The organism is Paenibacillus liaoningensis, from assembly GCF_059609455.1.
On record NZ_JCAALU010000005.1, the window covers coordinates 88,027 to 105,377 of the forward strand.

At 50.9% G+C, this 17,351-nt stretch carries 16 protein-coding genes and 2 riboswitches; of the genes, 12 read left to right on the forward strand and 4 right to left on the reverse strand.

Translation table 11 applies throughout. From position 1 onward, the window contains the following. Position 1 precedes the first annotated feature (1 nt). The 4 genes from AC6B99_RS08250 to AC6B99_RS08265 all read left to right on the forward strand — a co-directional run bounded on the left by AC6B99_RS08250 (position 2) and on the right by AC6B99_RS08265 (position 3,483). Positions 2–700 (forward strand): hypothetical protein, encoded by a 699-nt coding sequence (locus tag AC6B99_RS08250; protein ID WP_496663169.1) that lies wholly within the window; start codon positions 2–4, stop codon positions 698–700. Then, complete coding sequence (locus tag AC6B99_RS08255) at positions 697–2,460, forward strand: hypothetical protein (protein ID WP_496663170.1); 1,764 nt, start codon at positions 697–699, stop codon at positions 2,458–2,460. Before AC6B99_RS08250 ends, AC6B99_RS08255 begins: the two co-directional genes overlap by 4 nt. Positions 2,461–2,530: 70 nt before the next feature. Then, positions 2,531–3,211: an MgtC/SapB family protein gene (locus AC6B99_RS08260; protein WP_494858750.1), complete on the forward strand. Its 681-nt coding sequence runs from the start codon at positions 2,531–2,533 to the stop codon at positions 3,209–3,211. 74 nt (positions 3,212–3,285) lie between these two features. Next, on the forward strand, positions 3,286–3,483 hold the full coding sequence (locus tag AC6B99_RS08265; protein WP_496663171.1) for a hypothetical protein: 198 nt from the start codon (positions 3,286–3,288) through the stop codon (positions 3,481–3,483). 148 nt (positions 3,484–3,631) lie between these two features. Here AC6B99_RS08265 and AC6B99_RS08270 read toward each other — a convergent pair whose 3' ends face one another. The 3 genes from AC6B99_RS08270 to AC6B99_RS08280 all read right to left on the reverse strand — a co-directional run bounded on the left by AC6B99_RS08270 (position 3,632) and on the right by AC6B99_RS08280 (position 6,981). After that, the gene (locus AC6B99_RS08270) at positions 3,632–4,873 is read right to left on the reverse strand and encodes a hypothetical protein (protein ID WP_496663172.1); all 1,242 of its coding nucleotides are present in this window, start codon (positions 4,871–4,873) and stop codon (positions 3,632–3,634) included. A 128-nt stretch (positions 4,874–5,001) separates the two neighbouring features. Further along, entirely contained in the window at positions 5,002–5,610 is a 609-nt protein-coding gene (locus AC6B99_RS08275; protein ID WP_494857787.1) for an ElyC/SanA/YdcF family protein, read from the reverse strand. A 42-nt stretch (positions 5,611–5,652) separates the two neighbouring features. After that, positions 5,653–6,981 carry a TrkH family potassium uptake protein gene (locus AC6B99_RS08280; RefSeq protein WP_496663259.1) on the reverse strand — a complete coding sequence of 443 codons (1,329 nt, stop codon included), beginning with the start codon at positions 6,979–6,981 and terminating at the stop codon, positions 5,653–5,655. A gap of 390 nt (positions 6,982–7,371) precedes the next feature. Between AC6B99_RS08280 and AC6B99_RS08285 the strand changes: the two genes are divergently transcribed. The 6 genes from AC6B99_RS08285 to metE all read left to right on the forward strand — a co-directional run bounded on the left by AC6B99_RS08285 (position 7,372) and on the right by metE (position 14,659). After that, positions 7,372–8,607 (forward strand): DUF445 domain-containing protein, encoded by a 1,236-nt coding sequence (locus AC6B99_RS08285; protein WP_056043405.1) that lies wholly within the window; start codon positions 7,372–7,374, stop codon positions 8,605–8,607. 96 nt (positions 8,608–8,703) lie between these two features. Further along, positions 8,704–8,908: riboswitch (cobalamin riboswitch) on the forward strand. A gap of 167 nt (positions 8,909–9,075) precedes the next feature. Further along, positions 9,076–9,849: an energy-coupling factor ABC transporter permease gene (locus AC6B99_RS08290; RefSeq protein WP_496663173.1), complete on the forward strand. Its 774-nt coding sequence runs from the start codon at positions 9,076–9,078 to the stop codon at positions 9,847–9,849. Then, positions 9,849–10,133, forward strand: a complete 285-nt coding sequence (locus AC6B99_RS08295) for an energy-coupling factor ABC transporter substrate-binding protein (RefSeq protein WP_056043411.1) — start codon at positions 9,849–9,851, stop codon at positions 10,131–10,133. The genes AC6B99_RS08290 and AC6B99_RS08295 overlap by 1 nt, the downstream gene beginning before the upstream one ends. Beyond that, entirely contained in the window at positions 10,130–10,942 is an 813-nt protein-coding gene (gene cbiQ, locus AC6B99_RS08300) for a cobalt ECF transporter T component CbiQ (RefSeq protein WP_494857792.1), read from the forward strand. The genes AC6B99_RS08295 and cbiQ overlap by 4 nt, the downstream gene beginning before the upstream one ends. After that, the gene (locus AC6B99_RS08305) at positions 10,929–11,798 is read left to right on the forward strand and encodes an energy-coupling factor ABC transporter ATP-binding protein (protein ID WP_496663174.1); all 870 of its coding nucleotides are present in this window, start codon (positions 10,929–10,931) and stop codon (positions 11,796–11,798) included. Before cbiQ ends, AC6B99_RS08305 begins: the two co-directional genes overlap by 14 nt. A 115-nt stretch (positions 11,799–11,913) precedes the next feature. Beyond that, a riboswitch (cobalamin riboswitch) is annotated at positions 11,914–12,106 on the forward strand. 264 nt (positions 12,107–12,370) lie between these two features. Then, positions 12,371–14,659, forward strand: a complete 2,289-nt coding sequence (metE, locus tag AC6B99_RS08310; RefSeq protein ID WP_494878534.1) for a 5-methyltetrahydropteroyltriglutamate--homocysteine S-methyltransferase — start codon at positions 12,371–12,373, stop codon at positions 14,657–14,659. A gap of 174 nt (positions 14,660–14,833) precedes the next feature. On the opposite strand, the gene AC6B99_RS08315 is transcribed toward metE, so the two are convergent. After that, positions 14,834–15,565: a response regulator transcription factor gene (locus AC6B99_RS08315; protein ID WP_099519319.1), complete on the reverse strand. Its 732-nt coding sequence runs from the start codon at positions 15,563–15,565 to the stop codon at positions 14,834–14,836. A 277-nt stretch (positions 15,566–15,842) separates the two neighbouring features. Here AC6B99_RS08315 and AC6B99_RS08320 point away from each other — a divergent pair, with 277 nt between their 5' ends. Together AC6B99_RS08320 and AC6B99_RS08325 are read left to right on the forward strand one after the other, a co-directional pair. Beyond that, positions 15,843–16,583, forward strand: coding sequence for an ABC transporter ATP-binding protein (locus tag AC6B99_RS08320; RefSeq protein WP_496663175.1), 741 nt, complete (start codon positions 15,843–15,845; stop codon positions 16,581–16,583). Then, positions 16,576–17,322: an ABC transporter permease gene (locus AC6B99_RS08325; protein WP_496663176.1), complete on the forward strand. Its 747-nt coding sequence runs from the start codon at positions 16,576–16,578 to the stop codon at positions 17,320–17,322. Before AC6B99_RS08320 ends, AC6B99_RS08325 begins: the two co-directional genes overlap by 8 nt. Positions 17,323–17,351: the final 29 nt, after the last annotated feature.

Consider the following 17,351-nt stretch of genomic DNA (forward strand, 5'->3'; position numbering starts at 1 on the left):
GATGATGGACATTAAGCATCTGGCGTCCTATGCCCCACGGCTTTATTTTGATAAAAAAGAGCCGTTTTATCCGGTGCGGGTCGGCGTTTCCGTCCAGCGCGAAGGCGAGCAATCGCCGTCGTTTCGGCGTAAATTTGAACGGCTGGATGCTATTGTCGATTATGTAATCGAATTCGCGATTTATTGGGATTATGACATTCAGCATCTGTACGAGCTGGAGCATGTATGGATTTATGTAGGCAAGGACGGCGCCGTAGTGGATGCGGAAGCGAGCTTTCACGGCAAATACATGAAGGCGCTGCTGCCTGACCGCTCCAATCTGGAGGGGAAAACAGCAAGCCTGTACTCGCAGCCTGGAAAGCACGCCTTCTCGCCGCTGCCGATTATTTTCGAGCTGCTGCCGAACGTGCGCACTGCTACAGACCGCGATGCCGGGCTGGATGGTCTTACATTGCCGGAGTGGTACAAGGCGCTGGGGCAGTATGATGAAGAGACGAATGTGCTAGTTCGAGCCTATCAGCAGGCGTATCATCGGTTCACGCCATCGTTTGAGTTCGTTCCTTACGAGCTTGCGGAGCGTGAGCCGTTGTTCGTTCCGTGGGAAACGCTGTACGAAGAAATACCTGAGCGAATTGAGGCGGAGCTGGCTATGATTAGGCATACGCTTAGCGGATCAACGGAGAATGAGGAAGGAAGATGAACATGCATGAGAAGCTGGTTGCCGTCAACGATGGCTGGGTCAAGCAAGGAATCGATAATCAAATAATGGACAGCGGCAGCCGCTTCTACGGCGGTGTAGCCGATCCGGACAACGGGGTTGCTTGGCCGACCCACATGGGAACGCCAACGTTTATGGCGATATGGGCATGCTCACTTGTTGATGAAAGCTCCAACTTTTATCATGACGAAAAGCTGCTGCGGCGTTTGGAGCTGGCGGCGGCCTTCACGGTCCGCGAACAGCATGAGGACGGGACGATATCGCCGGGTTGGACCAATATGCATTCACCTCCCGATACCGCGTTCGCGGTCGTTGGACTTGCTCAATTGCATGAACTGCTGGTGCAGCATGAATGGGCGGAGCTTGAGCGTGTTCGAGCGGACATTAGAAAGTTTCTAGAACGGTCTGTACCTGCGCTGCTGACCGGTGGCTGCCATACGCCGAACCATCGTTGGGTGCTGACAGCGGCGCTTGCCTTCTTGCACAGGCTGACGGGCAATGCCGAGCTTGTAGCTCGTGCCGACCAGTGGCTGGCTGAAGGCATGGATTGCACGGAGGATGGGGAATGGACGGAACGCAGCAACGGCATTTATAACGGCGTCAGCGACATTATGCTGTTCCATGCGGGCGAGCTGCTTGGCCGGCCTGAGCTCTTGGAGCCGGTTCGCCGCAATCTGCGAATGATGGCCTATCTGATCCATCCTGACGGAGAAGTCGTCACGGATTATTCTGGACGCCAGGACTTTGGTCAAGCATTCGATATGTCCGGCTATACACTCGCTTCCTGCCTTATGGCACAGCGCGATCAGAATGCTTTATTCGCTGCCTTGGCTGAGCTGGGAATCGCAGCGCTTAACCATCCGGGACCAATCCCAAACAATGTTTTGCTCGGATTTTTGCTTCATCCGGAGCTGAGAGAGCTACGTGTGAAAAGCGGCAGTCTGCCAGATCATTACCGGGTTGTCATCAACGGGCAATTTAATCGGCAGCATTATTTAAGTCAGATGGAGTCGGCTGGACATGGCGGGCGGATTTATCACAGCCGTCTGCATCCTGATTTCGGCGCTCCGGTTGCCCGGCAGCGGGATGGGGAAACGAGCGTTACGGTCATGACGGAGACGAATTCGTTTTTCGCGCTTCGACATGGGGCGGCACGGCTGCTTGGTGTGCAGGTCAGCAGCTCGTTTGATCCGGGGTTCATCAAGATGAACCATTTGGAGCAGCTCGAATCCGGCTATGTTCTGACGGGTACGGAATCAAAAGGCTACTACGGGCCGATCGCAACTGATCGTTTGCCTGAAATAGCAAGCCATTCCGTCAGCCCATGGTATTTGCTGCCGCATCAGCTGCGTGAGGTAACACATTTGCAGCAGCATGATGTGCGAATTGAGTTGACGGAAACGTATGATGGCTGGCAGCTGCGTGTTCAATGCGACAAGCCGGATGTGCTGCTAACCCAAATTTCCTTCGTATTCGGGAAGGAAGGGCAATTCGCTGGCGGCGAATTGGCTCCTGCCGAGACAGGTACGCAATTTTGGAAAGCAGGCACTGTAAAATTTACAGCTGGCGGCGACTGGATTGAGATGGAGGGCGGTGCGCACGAGCATTGGGCCAAATCGATCCGCGGGGCTGCATTCCCGGCAGATTGCCAGACGCTGGTTGTCAACGTGCTGACACCTTATGATCGGACGTTTCATATCCGTTTGTCTCCAAGCGATGGGAATGGGGCAAACGGGCAGTAACCGTATATATGGAGTTGCAGCTAACTGATTGACTATCGCGCTTCAGGAAGATGCTCCCCCAGAAGGGGTGATTACAATATTGTTTGTACTTAAATTGGGGGCGGCTTTGCTGCTTGGGCTGCTGATCGGTGTAGACCGCCAGCTCCGGCACAAGCCGCTTGGCATCAAGACGAGCATGGTGATCGCGGTCGCAAGCTGCTTAATTACGATGGTGTCGATCGAAGCGTCGACTGAGCTTGCCCATCCAGGCATGACTAACATGGACCCGATGCGGCTGGCGGCACAAATTGTGAGCGGCATCGGTTTTATCGGCGCAGGCGTCATCCTGAGAAGAAATAACGATGTCATCTCCGGCCTGACGACAGCTGCAATGGTCTGGTCGGCGTCGGCGCTTGGGATTGCGGCAGGAGCAGGCTTCTATAAAGAAGCGTTCACTGCCGTAGGCTTCATCATCATGGCAGTCAATCTGGTGCCGTTCGTGGTTCGGGCATTAGGACCGAGAAAGCTGCGCGAGCGCGACCTATCGGTCTGCATGACGTTTGACCGTTCGGCTGAGCTGGACGGCTTGATGACGAAAATTCGATCGGAGCACCAGATCAAGCATACGAAAATCAAAGATATTGGCGACGGCCGCAAAGAAATTCAGCTCGTGCTGTCATCGCGGGAATTGCACCCGACAACCTCTGTCTACGAGGATCTTCGGCGCTATAAAAATGTCGTCTCCGTCGAGGTCGAAAACATTAGCTCATAGGAGCATTTTTTCATGTTTGGTAAAGCGCTTAACTTAAAATTGAAAAAGGCAGCCGATTGTCATGAGCAAGGAGAATGACAATCGGCTGCCTTCTATTTCACCCGCGAAACGGTAGCTTTGCCGCCAGAGGACGGTGCCAGCCGTTTACACTTGGTCTAGGCGGACTCAGCAGCAGCTATTTGCCCATTTTAGGCGATTTTGGCGGGCAAGCGGACAGGAAAGCCGTTAATGCGGTTTTTCTCGCTATAAATGATCATAAAGGGGGTGATTAGCGGCTGCTGAGTCCGCGAACCTGCTCATTCCCCTTTATCTGCAACAAATAGCTGCTGCTGTGTCCGCCAAATTTCTATTTGCTTTTCTGTTGTTACTACAGCCTTCATCAGTGCCCGTCCGCGCTACACTCGATTCGTTTGAGCTCCTTTATTGAAAGTCAAAAAATACTTCCTCATCTTTAATAATGATCCACGCGTTTTTATCCAAATCAGCGACGTTTTGCAGCGTATATTTTATATAGAAAATATCGTCTTTCCAATATTCTTTGACATAGACGGCTCTTAAGGCCGCGTCCCCTTTAATCCGCTCTGGCAAGGAGATGTCCACACCAAAATAGTCTTCCTCCTCCTTGCCACGATAGGGGTTATTCTGCAAATATTTTAACCGAATGGAATCTGATGCATTGCGTAAGTAGGCATTTGATTGCAGTTTCTTAAAGGCGTCGAATGAGGCGCATGATTGCGTACATGATTTCGTGAGTTTCTCCGAATGAATCTTAAAATCATAATAGCTTTGCAACGTTTTAATAATAACATCCTCTTCATCGTTTAAAGCAGAAGGATCAGCGAGCTGTTTTTTTCCTGCATAGGAGGCTTGAAAATTTTCGATTTTATTAATATTATCTTTTGCTATAAAAATAGTTCGATTAGTACCTGTATGGTATCCGATATAATAATCAGCTGAAATATCCATTTTAATGAGTGTCAGCGTTTCATTATCCAATGAGACTCTGGACATTTCAATTGTACTCTTCTGAGCTTCGTATTTTGAAATATTAATATATTGCGCATGGATGCCGCTTAGGTATATGGAAAAAATCAATATGATAGCTGTAACGAAAATGATGCTTATCTTTGTTGCCGGTGCATTCATTTTGAAATAGGAAGCGGTTTGATACGAAAAATAAAAAATAAGAAAAAAAGCGCCATAGAAGAATATATTCTGCACGGCCAGCGGTAGATTTGAATCTTTATCCAAGGTTAAAATTTGAAAAACTATCATAGTAATAATAAAACTAAGAAATAAAAGGCCATGAATTAATAATAATAAGGGATGCATACGATTTCGTAAAACGAAATACCGAAAACGTCTAATCCTCACATTTGACCGATTAGGTGCCCTACGAGGCTTTCTCCGATCCTTGCGGGATGCAAGTACAGCTATTGTTACAACAGGAATTGATAAAAAGAAGGAAATATAAATGCCGTTTATCCAATACAGGCTTTGAGAAACAGGATAAAATGTTAAAATATCTTTGAAAATGAACATATCACCGAAATAAGGTTGAAAAGAGCCTTGTACATACACAAGTCCGGCGGTATAGACGACGAAAGGCATAAACCATAGCTCCTGCAGCAGCTTTAACATGTTCTTCAACTTATCAGGCATTTCAGCAATCTCCCTTACAGCATCTTAGTAAAATAATCCTATCCTTTTTTATCGGAATTCGCATGCCAAAAATGTATAATACTAGTTTTTCAGCGCAAAAAAATACTCTGAGGGCTGAAGGCATTCAGCTAGCTCAGAGCATATATAATTCGATAGCCTGTATAATAAAACAGCTCGCGGAAGAAAAAGGGCAGTTTCGTGCGCATGCTGCTATATGCGGAGGTCGTAGTTGGCGAAGAGTATGCCGTCATTCCCAGCTCGCTGGCCATCATGAGTGCGCGCTTCATATGAAGCGGATCGCTGACAATGATGAAGGTTCCTAGCTCATATGGCTTCGCAACGACTAGCGAATATTCGAAATTTTCCTCTGTAATAAGAGATTGGACTTCGATCAAAATATGCTCAGGCTTCACGCCTTTTTCAATCGCATAGCTCCGTGATACTTCTGACTCTGCAAGCTCATTCGCAGACCCGCGTCCTCCGGTAAAAATAATATACTCGGCAAAGCCTTGCTCGTACAGCTTTATAGCATGATTCAGGCGTTCCCGCAGCACAGGGGATGGCTGATCGCCCCAGACCGCCGTGCCCAGCACAAGGATCGCATCAGCAGGCTTCGCTTCATCCTTCATACTAAATGACCAAATTTCATAGGAAAACCAGCACAGTACCGCTGCGGCAAATGCTAAGACGCAAAGCAACAGCGTTTTGATTTTTTTCGAAACAAGCCTCTTTTTCATGAACTGCCCTTTCCTTATAAAATGATTTTTCCTCGCCGCATGTTATCCGATCATAATTTTCCCTTCCGGATAGCGATACAGCTCCTTCTTCTCCTGAGCAGGAACGAGTGTGAACGCCAGCGTCAGCGGGCCAAGCCGCCCAGCGAACATCATAATAATAATCAGCACCTTGCCAATCACCGTCAAATGCGGCGTTAAGCCAAGCGACAATCCAGTTGTACCGAAAGCGGACGTTACTTCAAATAGCAGAACGAGGAAATCGACATCCTCGGTGGTAGATAAAATCATCGTAAATAAAATAATCGCCGCCAGCGAGGCAATCGTAATTGTCAGCGCTTTGTACACCCGGTCCTTTGCGAGCCTTCTGCGGAAAAAGACGACATCCTCGCGGCCGCGAATCATTGCAAACACCGCACCGATGAGAATCGCAAACGTCGTCACCTTAATGCCGCCGCCCGCAGAGCCCGGAGATGCGCCGATGAACATGAGCAAAATAATGAGAAACTGCGTCGCATGGCGCAGAGAAGCAATATCCAGCGTATTTGCGCCGCCCGAGCGCGGCGATATGCTTTGGAACAACGAGCTGTACAGCTTGCCGCTTATGCTAAGCGGCTCTAGTGTTTTGGTATTTGTAAACTCGAAAATAAAAATAACGGCTGCACCTGCGACAAACAAAATGCCTGTCGCATACAGCACAACCTTGGAGTGAAAAGACAGCTTGCGCGTTTTTGTGTAATCCCACATTTCCGCCAGCACGATAAAGCCGATCCCGCCGAGAAAAATGAGAGCAATAACGATCACATTAATAATAGGATCGTTAACATGATTCACAAAGCTGCTGAACGGGCCGTTCAGCGGTCCCATAATATCAAATCCGGCGTTGGTGAACATCGACACGCTATGGAACATGCCGAAATACAGCGCCTTGCCGAAAGGCATTTCCGTTGACCAGCGCAGTGCCAGAACAAGGGCGCCGATTCCTTCGATGGCAAAAGCATAAATGAGCACGCGCCGAATGAAGCGGACGATCCCTTCCAGCGAAGATTGATTCATGGATTCCTGCAGCAGCAGCCGCTCGCGCAGCGATATCCGTTTGCGCAGGGCAAGGGCGAACAGCGTAGACATCGTCATAAAGCCGAGTCCGCCAACCTGCATAAGCACGAGAATGACGAGCTCGCCAAAGGTTGAATAGTGTATGCCGGTATCGACGACGACAAGCCCCGTTACGCAAACAGCGGATGTGGCAGTGAATAATGCGTCAATGAGCGGCGTTGCCTGATGGGTTGACGAAGCCAGAGGCAGAGAAAGCAATAGGGTACCCGCCGCAATAATCGCGAGAAAGCCAAGCGTAAGAATTTGCGGCGGAGTCATTTTTAGAAAAATGGTTCGTAGTTTGAGCACGCAGGTAATCTCCTTTATATGTAACGAAACAATGGTGTAGTTGAAAATTTGAGCTGATGCTGCCGAAGGCAGGCACAGCCGTTTACGCTTGAAATATAAGAATAATAAGTTTGACTCTTATTATAACGCTTATATTTCTACGAGAAACGAGCAGTTGTCGCCAATACCCGACAACGCCGTTTGCTCTTGAAATATAAGATCAATAAGTTTGATTCTTATTGCAACGCTTATATTTCTACGCGAAACGAGCTTGTGCTGCCGAAGGCAGGCACAGCCGTTTACGCTTGCCACCTCATTATCTGGTATAATAGGGCAATATGCAACAGGAGGGCGCTGGGGCCCGCGATTAGGAGGACAACGATGAAATCAAGATATATAGCAGGTATTTCGCTTGCCGTTATGGGGGCAGGCTTTATTACTACGAGATGGTGGCTGCCAGACAACACGTGGACACATCTACTGGAAAGCGGCTTTGAAGCGGGGCTGGTCGGCGGAATTGCCGACTGGTTTGCGGTGACGGCGTTGTTCCGCCATCCGATGGGCATTCCCATTCCGCATACGTCCTTGCTGCTCAAAAACCGGGCGAAAATCGTGAACTCGCTCATCAGCGCTATGGAAAATGAACTGCTGAATAAAGAAAGCATTACCCGCAAGCTGTCTGGCTTTCAACTGTTCGCAGGGGCAGCATCGGCGGCGACTCGGCTGATTGGCAAGCGCAAGTTCAGGCTGGCAGCGGTTGATTTTGCCCAGTCGGCAGTGGAGCGCTTGCCTTTGGAGCGGGTTAGCGGTGTGCTGCATGGATTTTTGGCGGATTATGTGAAAAAGCAGGATTTTACGCCAATCGTGCGCAAGCTGGCGGATCGTTTCGTCCATGAGCGTTGGGATGAACGGGCGCTGGATTACGGCCTGGAGCATGTAGGCCATTGGATTCGCAAGCGTGAAACCGAGGAAATGCTCGGCAAGCTCGCCTTCAAAAAGCTGGAGGAGCTTAAGGTAGGCGGCTTCATGGGGTTTGCACTGCAAGCTTTCGTCGGCTTTATGAACGAGGAGAAGCTCGGCGGTTTGATCCAGAACATGCTGCTCTCTACGATGCAGGAGCTTTCCCATCCTGGAAGCCCGCATCGGCAGAAGCTGCTGCTTGAGGTGAGAGCCCAGGCGGAGAAGCTTGCCGATAACGAAGAGCTGATGCTCAAGCTGAAGCAGCTCATTGAACAGGGGGTGGACAGCGTTGAAACGGAGCGCTTCATCCATTTGCGTCTGGAGGAGCTGAGACAGCTCGTGCTGGACAAGCTGGAGGAGCAGCATCGCAGCGGAGGGCGCGCCATTGTGCAGGGATACCGTTTTGCAACGGATTATTTGAATGGCAAGCAGGAAATGCTCGCCAATTGGGAAGATGGCATTCGCGGCTATCTCGTTCGACTTATTGAAAATAATCACTATCGCATCGGTGCGCTCGTTCGGGATAATCTCGACCGGATGGATGACAAGGCGCTCGTCTCCATGCTGGAGGAAAAGGTCGGCAACGATTTGCAGTGGATTCGTGTCAACGGCGCATTATGCGGTTTTGTCGTAGGCGTTATTTTGTCCTTCTTCTAACAGGAAGGTAGCCATTTACATTTATAGGGGACAGCCTGAATTTTTTGTGATAAGATCAAACTACAAAATGACCAATGAATACAAGGATTTTGAAAAATGATTGACATGGAACGAGGTGCCTTTGCGCACGTCAAAGGGTAACAGGGAATCGGGTGCAAATCCCGAGCGGTCCCGCCACTGTAATCGGGGAGTTTTCCTTCACCAGCAGGAGTCACTTGGCCTAAGCTTTAGGGCAGCCAGGGAAGACGAAGGAAAATAATGATCCGCTAGCCAGGAGACCTACCTCGTTCCAGCACCACAGTGCCTTCGCGGAAAGGATAGGTGTACGAACGAAAGCGATTGCTACCAGTCTGTTTGCTGGCGCAACCGTCTATTTCTGCGTACACATGGCCGTTTTCCCAGCGAAGGGAAAGCGGTCATTTTTTGTTGTCTTTAGGCATGAACACATTGGGGAGGGTATTGAAACGAATGGTCAAGTTAAAAAGAAAGACAGCAGTTAGCACCGCTTTGCTGGTTATTGGCTTCACGCTTTTTTTACTGGTGAATGAGCCGCAATCCGCTTATGCGATGCACATTATGGAAGGGTTTTTGCCTGTGGGGTGGGCGATTTTTTGGTGGGTGGCCTTTATTCCTTTTTTCATCCTGGGTGTACGCGCCATTCGGAAAATTACAAAGGAAGCACCAGAGCTTAAGCTGATGCTGGGCTTGGCGGCAGCTTTCACCTTCGTGCTGTCCGCGCTTAAGATTCCTTCCGTTACAGGCAGCAGCTCGCACCCGACGGGAACGGGGCTTGGAACGGTTATGTTCGGGCCGCTGCCCATGAGCGTATTAGGTTCTATGGTATTGCTGTTTCAAGCGGTGCTGCTTGCACATGGCGGGCTGACGACGCTTGGGGCGAATGCTTTTTCAATGGCGGTTGCAGGTCCCGCTGCTGGCTATGCCGTCTATCGGCTGCTGATGCGTTCAGGCAGCAAGCAAGGCGTGGCGATTTTTTCTGCTGCCGCTGTTGCCGATCTGGCCACTTATATCGTTACTTCGATTCAACTGGCTGTTGCTTTTCCGGCGGTTGAGGGCGGCATTCTCGCATCCTTTATGAAATTTGGCGGTATTTTTGCGATTACCCAGGTTCCGCTTGCTATTAGCGAAGGCTTGCTGACGGTATTGATCTGGAACTGGCTGCAATCTTTTAATACGGACGAGCTGTCTATTTTGAAGCGGAGAATGAAAGGGGATCGCGTGTAATGAGCCGCAGTGCCAAAAATATTTGGATATTAGCCATTGTTGTTTTGCTTGCCGTTGCGCCTTTAATATTCATTAACGCCGAGTTTGGCGGCGCAGATGGCGCGGCGGAGGAAATGATCCAGACGATTGCGCCCCATTATGAGCCTTGGGCGTCTCCGCTGACTGAGGTGCCGGGAGAAACGGAAAGCATGCTGTTCGCGCTGCAAGCTGCGATTGGCGCTGGCGTAATCGGCTATGTGATTGGCCTTTTTAAAGGGAAGTCGGGGAAATCAAAGCAGCAATGATGAAATGGATTGATACGATTTCTTATTCCAATAAGCTGCGGGATTTACCCGCCATTTGGAAATGCGGGCTTGCAGCCCTTCTGCTGCTGCTTGCCTATATCGCTCATCCGCTCGTACAGCTTGTCATTTTCGGATGGCTTGCACTGTGGACGGTCGGCTATGCGAAAGTGCCCGCTAAGCTTTATGCGGCGCTGCTTTTCTCCTCTTGCCTGCTGTTCATTCTCAGCTTGCCCGCGCTGCTCATTGAATTCAGCAATAGCAGCAGCGAAGCGGGAAGCTTGGCGGCAGCGAAAGCAGGCTGGATGCTCGTTTCATGGGAGCCGCTTAGCCTGTATGTGCCAGAGGCATCGTTAGGGCTGGCCGGACATATTTTTACGCGTATTCTTGCTTGCCTGGCATGTATGTTTTTTATCACCTTGACGACCCCCTTCCCGGATCTGCTGCAAGTGCTGAAGCGGTTGAAAATGCCGCAAATTGTACTGGAGCTCATGATTATTATGTATCGCTTCATCTTTCTGCTGCTGGATACGGCGGGGGCTATGCTGGTCGCGCAGCGTGCACGCGGCGGTCAACACGGTTTTAAAGGCAAATTGCAGGGTACGGCGGCGATTGCTGTGCGGCTCTTCGTCAAAACGATGCATCGATACAAGGGGCTCTCGAATGGGCTTATGGCAAGAGGATTTACGAATGAAATCCGTCTTGCGCCTAGTGTAAAGCGGACGGTTCGCCTCCGATATTGGGCGGAAGCGGGGCTCGGCTTAACGATTTTGCTGGCAGCAGAGCTATGGCTTCGGTATGGAGGTGAATAAGCTGGCGGATAACGATCGGGCATCAACCATTATGGAAATGAACCAAGTGAGCTATGCTTATCCCGGAACGGACAAGACCGCTTTAAACGGGCTAGAGCTGCGTATTCCGGCGAACAAGAAGATAGCGCTGTGCGGGCATAATGGCTCGGGCAAGTCGACGCTCTTCTTGCAGCTTATTGGCATTAATCGTCCGCAATCCGGTTTTGTCAGCTGGCGCGGCGAGCCGCTTTCTTACAAGCCCAGAGAGCTTGCCAGCTTGAGACGGCGCGTCGGCCTTGTTTTTCAGGACCCGGAGCATCAGCTCATTTTGAATACCGCTTATGAGGATATTTCCTATGGGCTGCGCAATGCGGGGCTTCAAGAAGTGGAAATTGACAGACGTACGGCGCGCATCGTTCAGCAGCTGAACTTGCAGGAACTGGCGCATAAGCCGCTGCATCATCTCAGCCTTGGGCAAAAGAAGCGAGTCGCTCTTGCCGGCGTACTGGCCCTGGAGCCGGAGTTAGTGCTGCTTGATGAGCCGGCTGCTTATCTCGATCCGATATCGGAGCAGCGGCTGATGGCTGAGCTGGACCGCATTCATGCCAGCGGCATAACGCCGGTTATGGCGACGCATGACATGAATATGGCCTATGCTTGGGCGGATTGGATTTTCATCATGAATGAGGGCCGCTGTATATTGGAGGGTACGCCGGAGACGGTATTTCGCGAAGGCGAGCGTCTCAGAAGCCTTGGACTCACGCTGCCAATGGTGCTGGAAGCTTGGGAGGCACTGCCGCCTGAGCTGCGAGGAGAACAGCAGGCGCCGCGTACGCTCGCGCAATTTAAAGCGGCTGTAAAATCTTTTGTTGTATAAAAACGCAAAAATTCGTATATTTATACATGTTGCTTGAAATATAGGAAAGGATATGATTTTTCCATCCTATCTCTATATTTCTCCGTTTCACCTTGTATAAATAAAGATCGACCAACTAAATAGCGAGGAATAGGGTGCTCTTGCGTAACGTCTTGAGCTTAAAAGGGAAGTCCGGTGCAATACCGGCGCGGTCCCGCCACTGTAACAGCGGAGTTTTGCGCAATAAAGCCACTGGCATGATGCCGGGAAGGCGAGCGCAGCGATGATGATGCTGGAGCCAGGAGACCTGCCTTATTCTATACACTGCAGTACCTACGGGAGATAGGGAGGTGTTAAAGATGGCAGCCATCGTTTGTTGAAACGAGGGGCGTCTTTACCCACATTTCTGTACAGGGTAGGACGTCCCTTTTTGCAGTTTCTGGCTGGCAGCAAATTGGATGTATAGGGAAAGGCCGCCGCGAAGAAATTCGCTCGCACTGCCATAAGTATATATCTGAGTTTGTTGATGAAATAACAAAGGATTATAACATCCATCCACAAGGATGAATAATGAAAAACAGGAGGCAATAACAATGAGTCAAGTAAAAAGCAGCAGTTTGGGATATCCGCGTATCGGTGAAAACAGAGAATGGAAAAAAGCTCTGGAGGCGTTCTGGAGCGGCAAGCTTGCGGAAGCGGCTTTCTTGAAGCAGCTGGAGACGATTCGTCTAAACCATCTCCAATTGCAAAAACAGGGCGGCATTGATCTCATTCCGGTAAATGATTTTTCGTATTATGACCATATCCTTGATACAGCTGCGATGTTTGGCGTTGTGCCTGAGCGCTTTGGCTATACAGGCGGCCCCGTATCGGTAATGACCTATTATGCAATGGCGCGAGGCAACAAAACCGCTTCGGCATCCGAGATGACGAAATGGTTCAATACGAACTATCACTACATCGTTCCTGAGCTGAAAGGCATTACGCCGGCGCTGACCGAGAACCGTCCGTTGATCGCTTACCGCGAAGCAAAGGAAAAGCTGGGCATCGAAGGCAAACCAGTCATTGTTGGACCTTATACATTCCTCAAGCTGTCTAAAGGCTATGCCGCTTCTGAGCTTGCTACAGTTGCTGCTCAGTATGTTCCGCTGTATGCACAGGTGCTGCGCGAGTTGGAGCAAGAAGGCGTACAATGGGTGCAAATGGATGAGCCTTCGCTTGTAACAGACGTTTCCGAAGCAGATTTGGCGCTTGTGCAAAGCATTTATGCCCAGCTTCATGAAGCGGCACCTAAGCTCAATTTGCTGCTGCAAACGTATTTTGAATCGGTTCAGCATTATGCTGCAATCGCGGCTTTGCCTGTACAGGGCTTAGGTCTGGACTTCACAGCTGGCGCTGAAAAGAACCTGCAGCAGCTGGAGTCAATCGGCTTCCCACAGGACAAAGTGCTGGGTGCAGGCGTTATTGACGGCCGCAATATTTGGCGGGCGGATCTTCAGGAGCGCAAAGCGCTGCTTGCCCGTATTGCTAAAGTCGTGCCAAACGACCGACTGATTGTAAGCTCCTCTTGCAGCCTGCTGCATGTACCTGTGTCAGCGGCTCTTGAAACGGCACTGCCGGCAGAGCTTGCAGGCGCACTGGCGTATGCCAATGAGAAGCTGGAGGAAATTGCCGTTCTGGCAACTGCGCTGAATGAAGGAGAAGCAGCGGTAAAAGAGGCGTTTGATCGCAATGCAGCAGCTTTGGCTGCACTTGCCGCATCGCCGTCCCGTGGCCGTGCGAGCGTCCATGCCGCTGTAGCGAGCATTGATGCGCAGCCATCGGAGCGCAAAGCGGTATTTGCAGAGCGCCAAGTGAGCCAGAAGGAACGCTGGCAGCTGCCATTCCTGCCGACAACGACAATCGGCAGCTTCCCACAAACGGCGGAAGTTCGCCAAGCGAGACGGCAATGGCGTCGTGGTGATTTGGGCGAGGAGCAATACCGCGTATTCATTAAGGAGCAAATTCAGCATTGGATCAAGCTGCAGGAAGAGATCGGCCTTGATGTTCTCGTTCATGGAGAGTTTGAGCGTACGGATATGGTTGAGTTTTTCGGAGAGAAGCTGGAAGGCTTTGCTTTCACGAAAAATGGCTGGGTGCAATCCTATGGCTCGCGCTGCGTAAAACCGCCAGTCATTTACGGCGATGTGCAGTTCAGCAAGCCGATGACTGTCGAAGAAACCGTTTATGCGCAGTCGCTGACTTCTAAACCGGTGAAAGGCATGCTGACGGGCCCGATTACGATTTTGAACTGGTCGTTCGTTCGCAGCGACTTGACTCGTGAGCAGGTTGCTTACCAAATCGCGCTTGCCTTGGCAGAAGAAGTGAAGGCGCTGGAGGAAGCGGGCATTGAAATGATTCAGGTGGATGAGCCTGCCCTTCGTGAAGGCTTGCCGCTAAAACGTGAAGATTGGGAGCACTATTTGAACTGGGCTGTGCTTGCCTTCCGCTTGTCCACTTCTGACGTTAAGGATACGACGCAAATTCACACGCATATGTGCTATTGCGAGTTCCATGACATCATTGATTCCATTCGCGCGCTGGATGCCGACGTTATTTCCATCGAAACGTCCCGCAGCCATGGCGAGCTGATTCACAGCTTCGAGGAGCACACGTATGAGCTGGGTATTGGCCTAGGCGTATACGATATTCACAGCCCTCGCGTGCCGGAGGTAGAGGAAATGACATCGATGATCAAACGCGCTCTGAACGTGCTTGAGCCAGAATTATTCTGGATTAACCCGGACTGCGGACTTAAAACGCGTGGTGTAGATGAGACTGTGGCATCGCTGCGCAACATGATCCAAGCGACTGAGCAAGTACGGGAGCAGTTGGCTAAGTAATTGTAATAAGCATGGTTATTAAAAAAGCTCCGCTTGCGCTGATTGGCGCAAGCGGAGCTTTTGCTTTACTTGGAAGCGGGGAGGGTCAAAGCCGGGGAGCGGCGTGCCACAACAGGCAGGCAAAAGCATGCCATTAGGAGGGGATGTTTTTGCCTGCCTGCTTCAGCCGCCCGCTTAAATGGTCTCTGCCGCAGGATTCATCAGGCAATAGCCAATGCCCCATACCGTCTGAATCAAGGAGGCAGATTCGGGGTGGACGCGGTTCAGCTTCTCTCTGATCCGCTTCACATGCGTATCGATCGTCCGGTAATCGCCGAGCGATTGATAGCCCCAAATTCGCCGCATTAAATCCTCGCGGGAAATGGGCTGATTGATGTTGGCTGCCATAAAGCGCAGCAGCTCATATTCGCGGAACGTCAGCTTCACCTTGCTGTTTCCGGCAATGACTTGCCGCGAATCATAATCGAAGACGAGTCCTGGCAGCGTGAGATCGGGCGTCTGCTTGCGCTGCAAGGCGCGATAAGCAAACTCCGAGGTGCGGCGGATGATCGCCTTAATGCGGTACATTAGCTCGCGCGGGCTGAATGGCTTAACGACATAATCGTCGGAGCCGGCTTGGAAGCCGTCGAGCCGGTCATCCTCTTCGCCACAGGCGGAAAGCATAATGACGGGCGTCGATTTTTTCTTCTTAAGCTCGCGGCAAAATTCAAGCCCGTCCATTCCCGGCAAATTACGATCGAGCAAAATCATCGAATAATTGTATTGCATCGCCTTGAACAAGCCGTTGATGCCGTCCGAAGCTTCTTCGACGATCCAGCCTTCTTTTTTCAAAAATAACTTGAGCAGCTTGCGGATATGCTCCTCATCATCAACAATCAAAATGCTATATGGTTGCTGAAATGCCATGGCTCAACACCTCATCTTTATCTTTTAATTCATTACTGATAACAATTATCATTATCATTACATGCGATCCCCATTGTTGTCAATAATAAAACCACTGTTTCTTGTCACAATACCCGAAGGATAGTCGCGAAAAAGACACAATTGCCTATGAGAGCGGATACAGCGGAGCTGCTGCTCCCAACTGCTGTCAGGCTGTCCTCTTTCGAGCAGGCGGGGAGCAGAGTATAATGGTGGAATGCAGGTTACGGATGAAGGAGAGAGACAGGTGGCCCCGTTATTGACATTGAATAACGTATCAAAATATAGAAAAAATCCCGAATGGCTTTTTGAAGGGATTACAGCGCAGGTGCAGGCTGGGGAGCGTATTGCGCTGCTAGGCACATCCGGTCAGGGCAAAAGCACGCTGCTGTGCATCGTATCGCTGCTAGGTGAGCTGGATGCGGGAGAGCTTATGCTCCAAGGACGGACAAGCAGCGAATGGAAGCCCGAGGAGTGGCGGCGCATCGTCTGTTATGTGGCTCAGACGCCGATTATGCTGCCGGGAACGGTCGAGTACAATTTACGCACGGTCAGTGAACTGCAGGGGAAGCCGTTTGATGAAGCGCTGGCAAGGCGCTGCATGGAAGGCGTTGGCCTTGGGCATATCGAATGGAGCAAGGAGGCGGAAAGCTTATCCGGCGGCGAGAAGCAGCGTACGGCGCTCGCGCGGGCCTTATTGCTCCGTTCGCCGCTGCTGCTGCTTGATGAGACGACGTCATCGCTTGATCCGAAAAGCAAGCGGCAGGTGGAGCTGTTTCTAAGCGAATGGTGCTCAGAGGAAGGCACGGCGTTCATCTGGATTACCCATGATCTGGAGCAGGCGCGGCAAGTAAGCGAGCGTATCTGGTTTATGGCGGAGGGCAGGCTGCTGGAGCAAAGCGCTACGGAAGCTTTTTTCACCAATCCCGGGTCGGAGCAGGCGCGCAGCTTTTTAGACAGTCAGCATGCGCCAGAGCAGAGGGATGACCAGCATGAATAATATTGCGCTCGCCTGCACGCTAGTATTCGTCGCCATAACGACATTTATCTCGATGAAGCAGAAGCTTGGCTTAGAGAAGGAAATCATTACTGGCACGATCCGCTCCGCTGTACAGCTGCTGTTTATCGGTTTTTTGCTTCATTTTATTTTTGAAGCGAATCATCCGATTTTTATTGTGCTCATTATTATTTCAATGATTACGGTGGCGTCGTGGAATGCCGGCTCCCGCGCATTGCCGGTTAAGGGCATTCGGCTGCGCATTGCGCTGGCATTGGCAGGCACGGAGATGGTAACGCTCGCACTCCTGCTCTCGCTCCGCATTATTGAGGCTGAGCCACGGTATATTATTCCGGTCAGCGGGATGATTATCGGCAGCTCCATGATTGTATGCGGCCTCTATTTGAACCATATGAAACGCGAGCTTGAAGCGTCGCGGGGCGAGATTGAGACGCTGCTGGCGCTTGGAGCGACGACGAAGCAGGCGATTCGCCAAGCGGTGCGCCGGGCCGTGCGCTCCAGTCTCATTCCGACGCTGGACGGTATGAAGACGGTCGGCCTCGTGCAGCTGCCAGGCATGATGACAGGGATGATCGTCGCCGGGGCAGACCCGATTGAGGCGGTGCGTTATCAAATTTTAATCGTCTTTGCGATGTCGGCTTCATCGTCGCTGACGTCTATTGTGCTCAGCATGTTGACGATGCGGCTGTGGTTCGCTAAAGATAACGGCAGGCTGCTGTAGCAGCTTGGAAGGCGTTCAATTAGAGGAGG

Bases quoted from the DNA above. Each gene is read 5' to 3' on its own strand.
- AC6B99_RS08250 (WP_496663169.1), top strand. From the start codon at position 2: ATGATGGACATTAAGCATCTGGCGTCCTATGCCCCACGGCTTTATTTT.
- AC6B99_RS08255 (WP_496663170.1), top strand. From the start codon at position 697: ATGAACATGCATGAGAAGCTGGTTGCCGTCAACGATGGCTGGGTCAAG.
- AC6B99_RS08265 (WP_496663171.1), top strand. From the start codon at position 3,286: ATGACAATCGGCTGCCTTCTATTTCACCCGCGAAACGGTAGCTTTGCC.
- AC6B99_RS08270 (WP_496663172.1), bottom strand. From the start codon at position 4,873: ATGCCTGATAAGTTGAAGAACATGTTAAAGCTGCTGCAGGAGCTATGG.
- AC6B99_RS08275 (WP_494857787.1), bottom strand. From the start codon at position 5,610: ATGAAAAAGAGGCTTGTTTCGAAAAAAATCAAAACGCTGTTGCTTTGC.
- AC6B99_RS08280 (WP_496663259.1), bottom strand. From the start codon at position 6,981: ATGACTCCGCCGCAAATTCTTACGCTTGGCTTTCTCGCGATTATTGCG.
- AC6B99_RS08285 (WP_056043405.1), top strand. From the start codon at position 7,372: ATGAAATCAAGATATATAGCAGGTATTTCGCTTGCCGTTATGGGGGCA.
- AC6B99_RS08290 (WP_496663173.1), top strand. From the start codon at position 9,076: ATGGTCAAGTTAAAAAGAAAGACAGCAGTTAGCACCGCTTTGCTGGTT.
- AC6B99_RS08295 (WP_056043411.1), top strand. From the start codon at position 9,849: ATGAGCCGCAGTGCCAAAAATATTTGGATATTAGCCATTGTTGTTTTG.
- cbiQ (WP_494857792.1), top strand. From the start codon at position 10,130: ATGATGAAATGGATTGATACGATTTCTTATTCCAATAAGCTGCGGGAT.
- AC6B99_RS08305 (WP_496663174.1), top strand. From the start codon at position 10,929: ATGGAGGTGAATAAGCTGGCGGATAACGATCGGGCATCAACCATTATG.
- metE (WP_494878534.1), top strand. From the start codon at position 12,371: ATGAGTCAAGTAAAAAGCAGCAGTTTGGGATATCCGCGTATCGGTGAA.
- AC6B99_RS08315 (WP_099519319.1), bottom strand. From the start codon at position 15,565: ATGGCATTTCAGCAACCATATAGCATTTTGATTGTTGATGATGAGGAG.
- AC6B99_RS08325 (WP_496663176.1), top strand. From the start codon at position 16,576: ATGAATAATATTGCGCTCGCCTGCACGCTAGTATTCGTCGCCATAACG.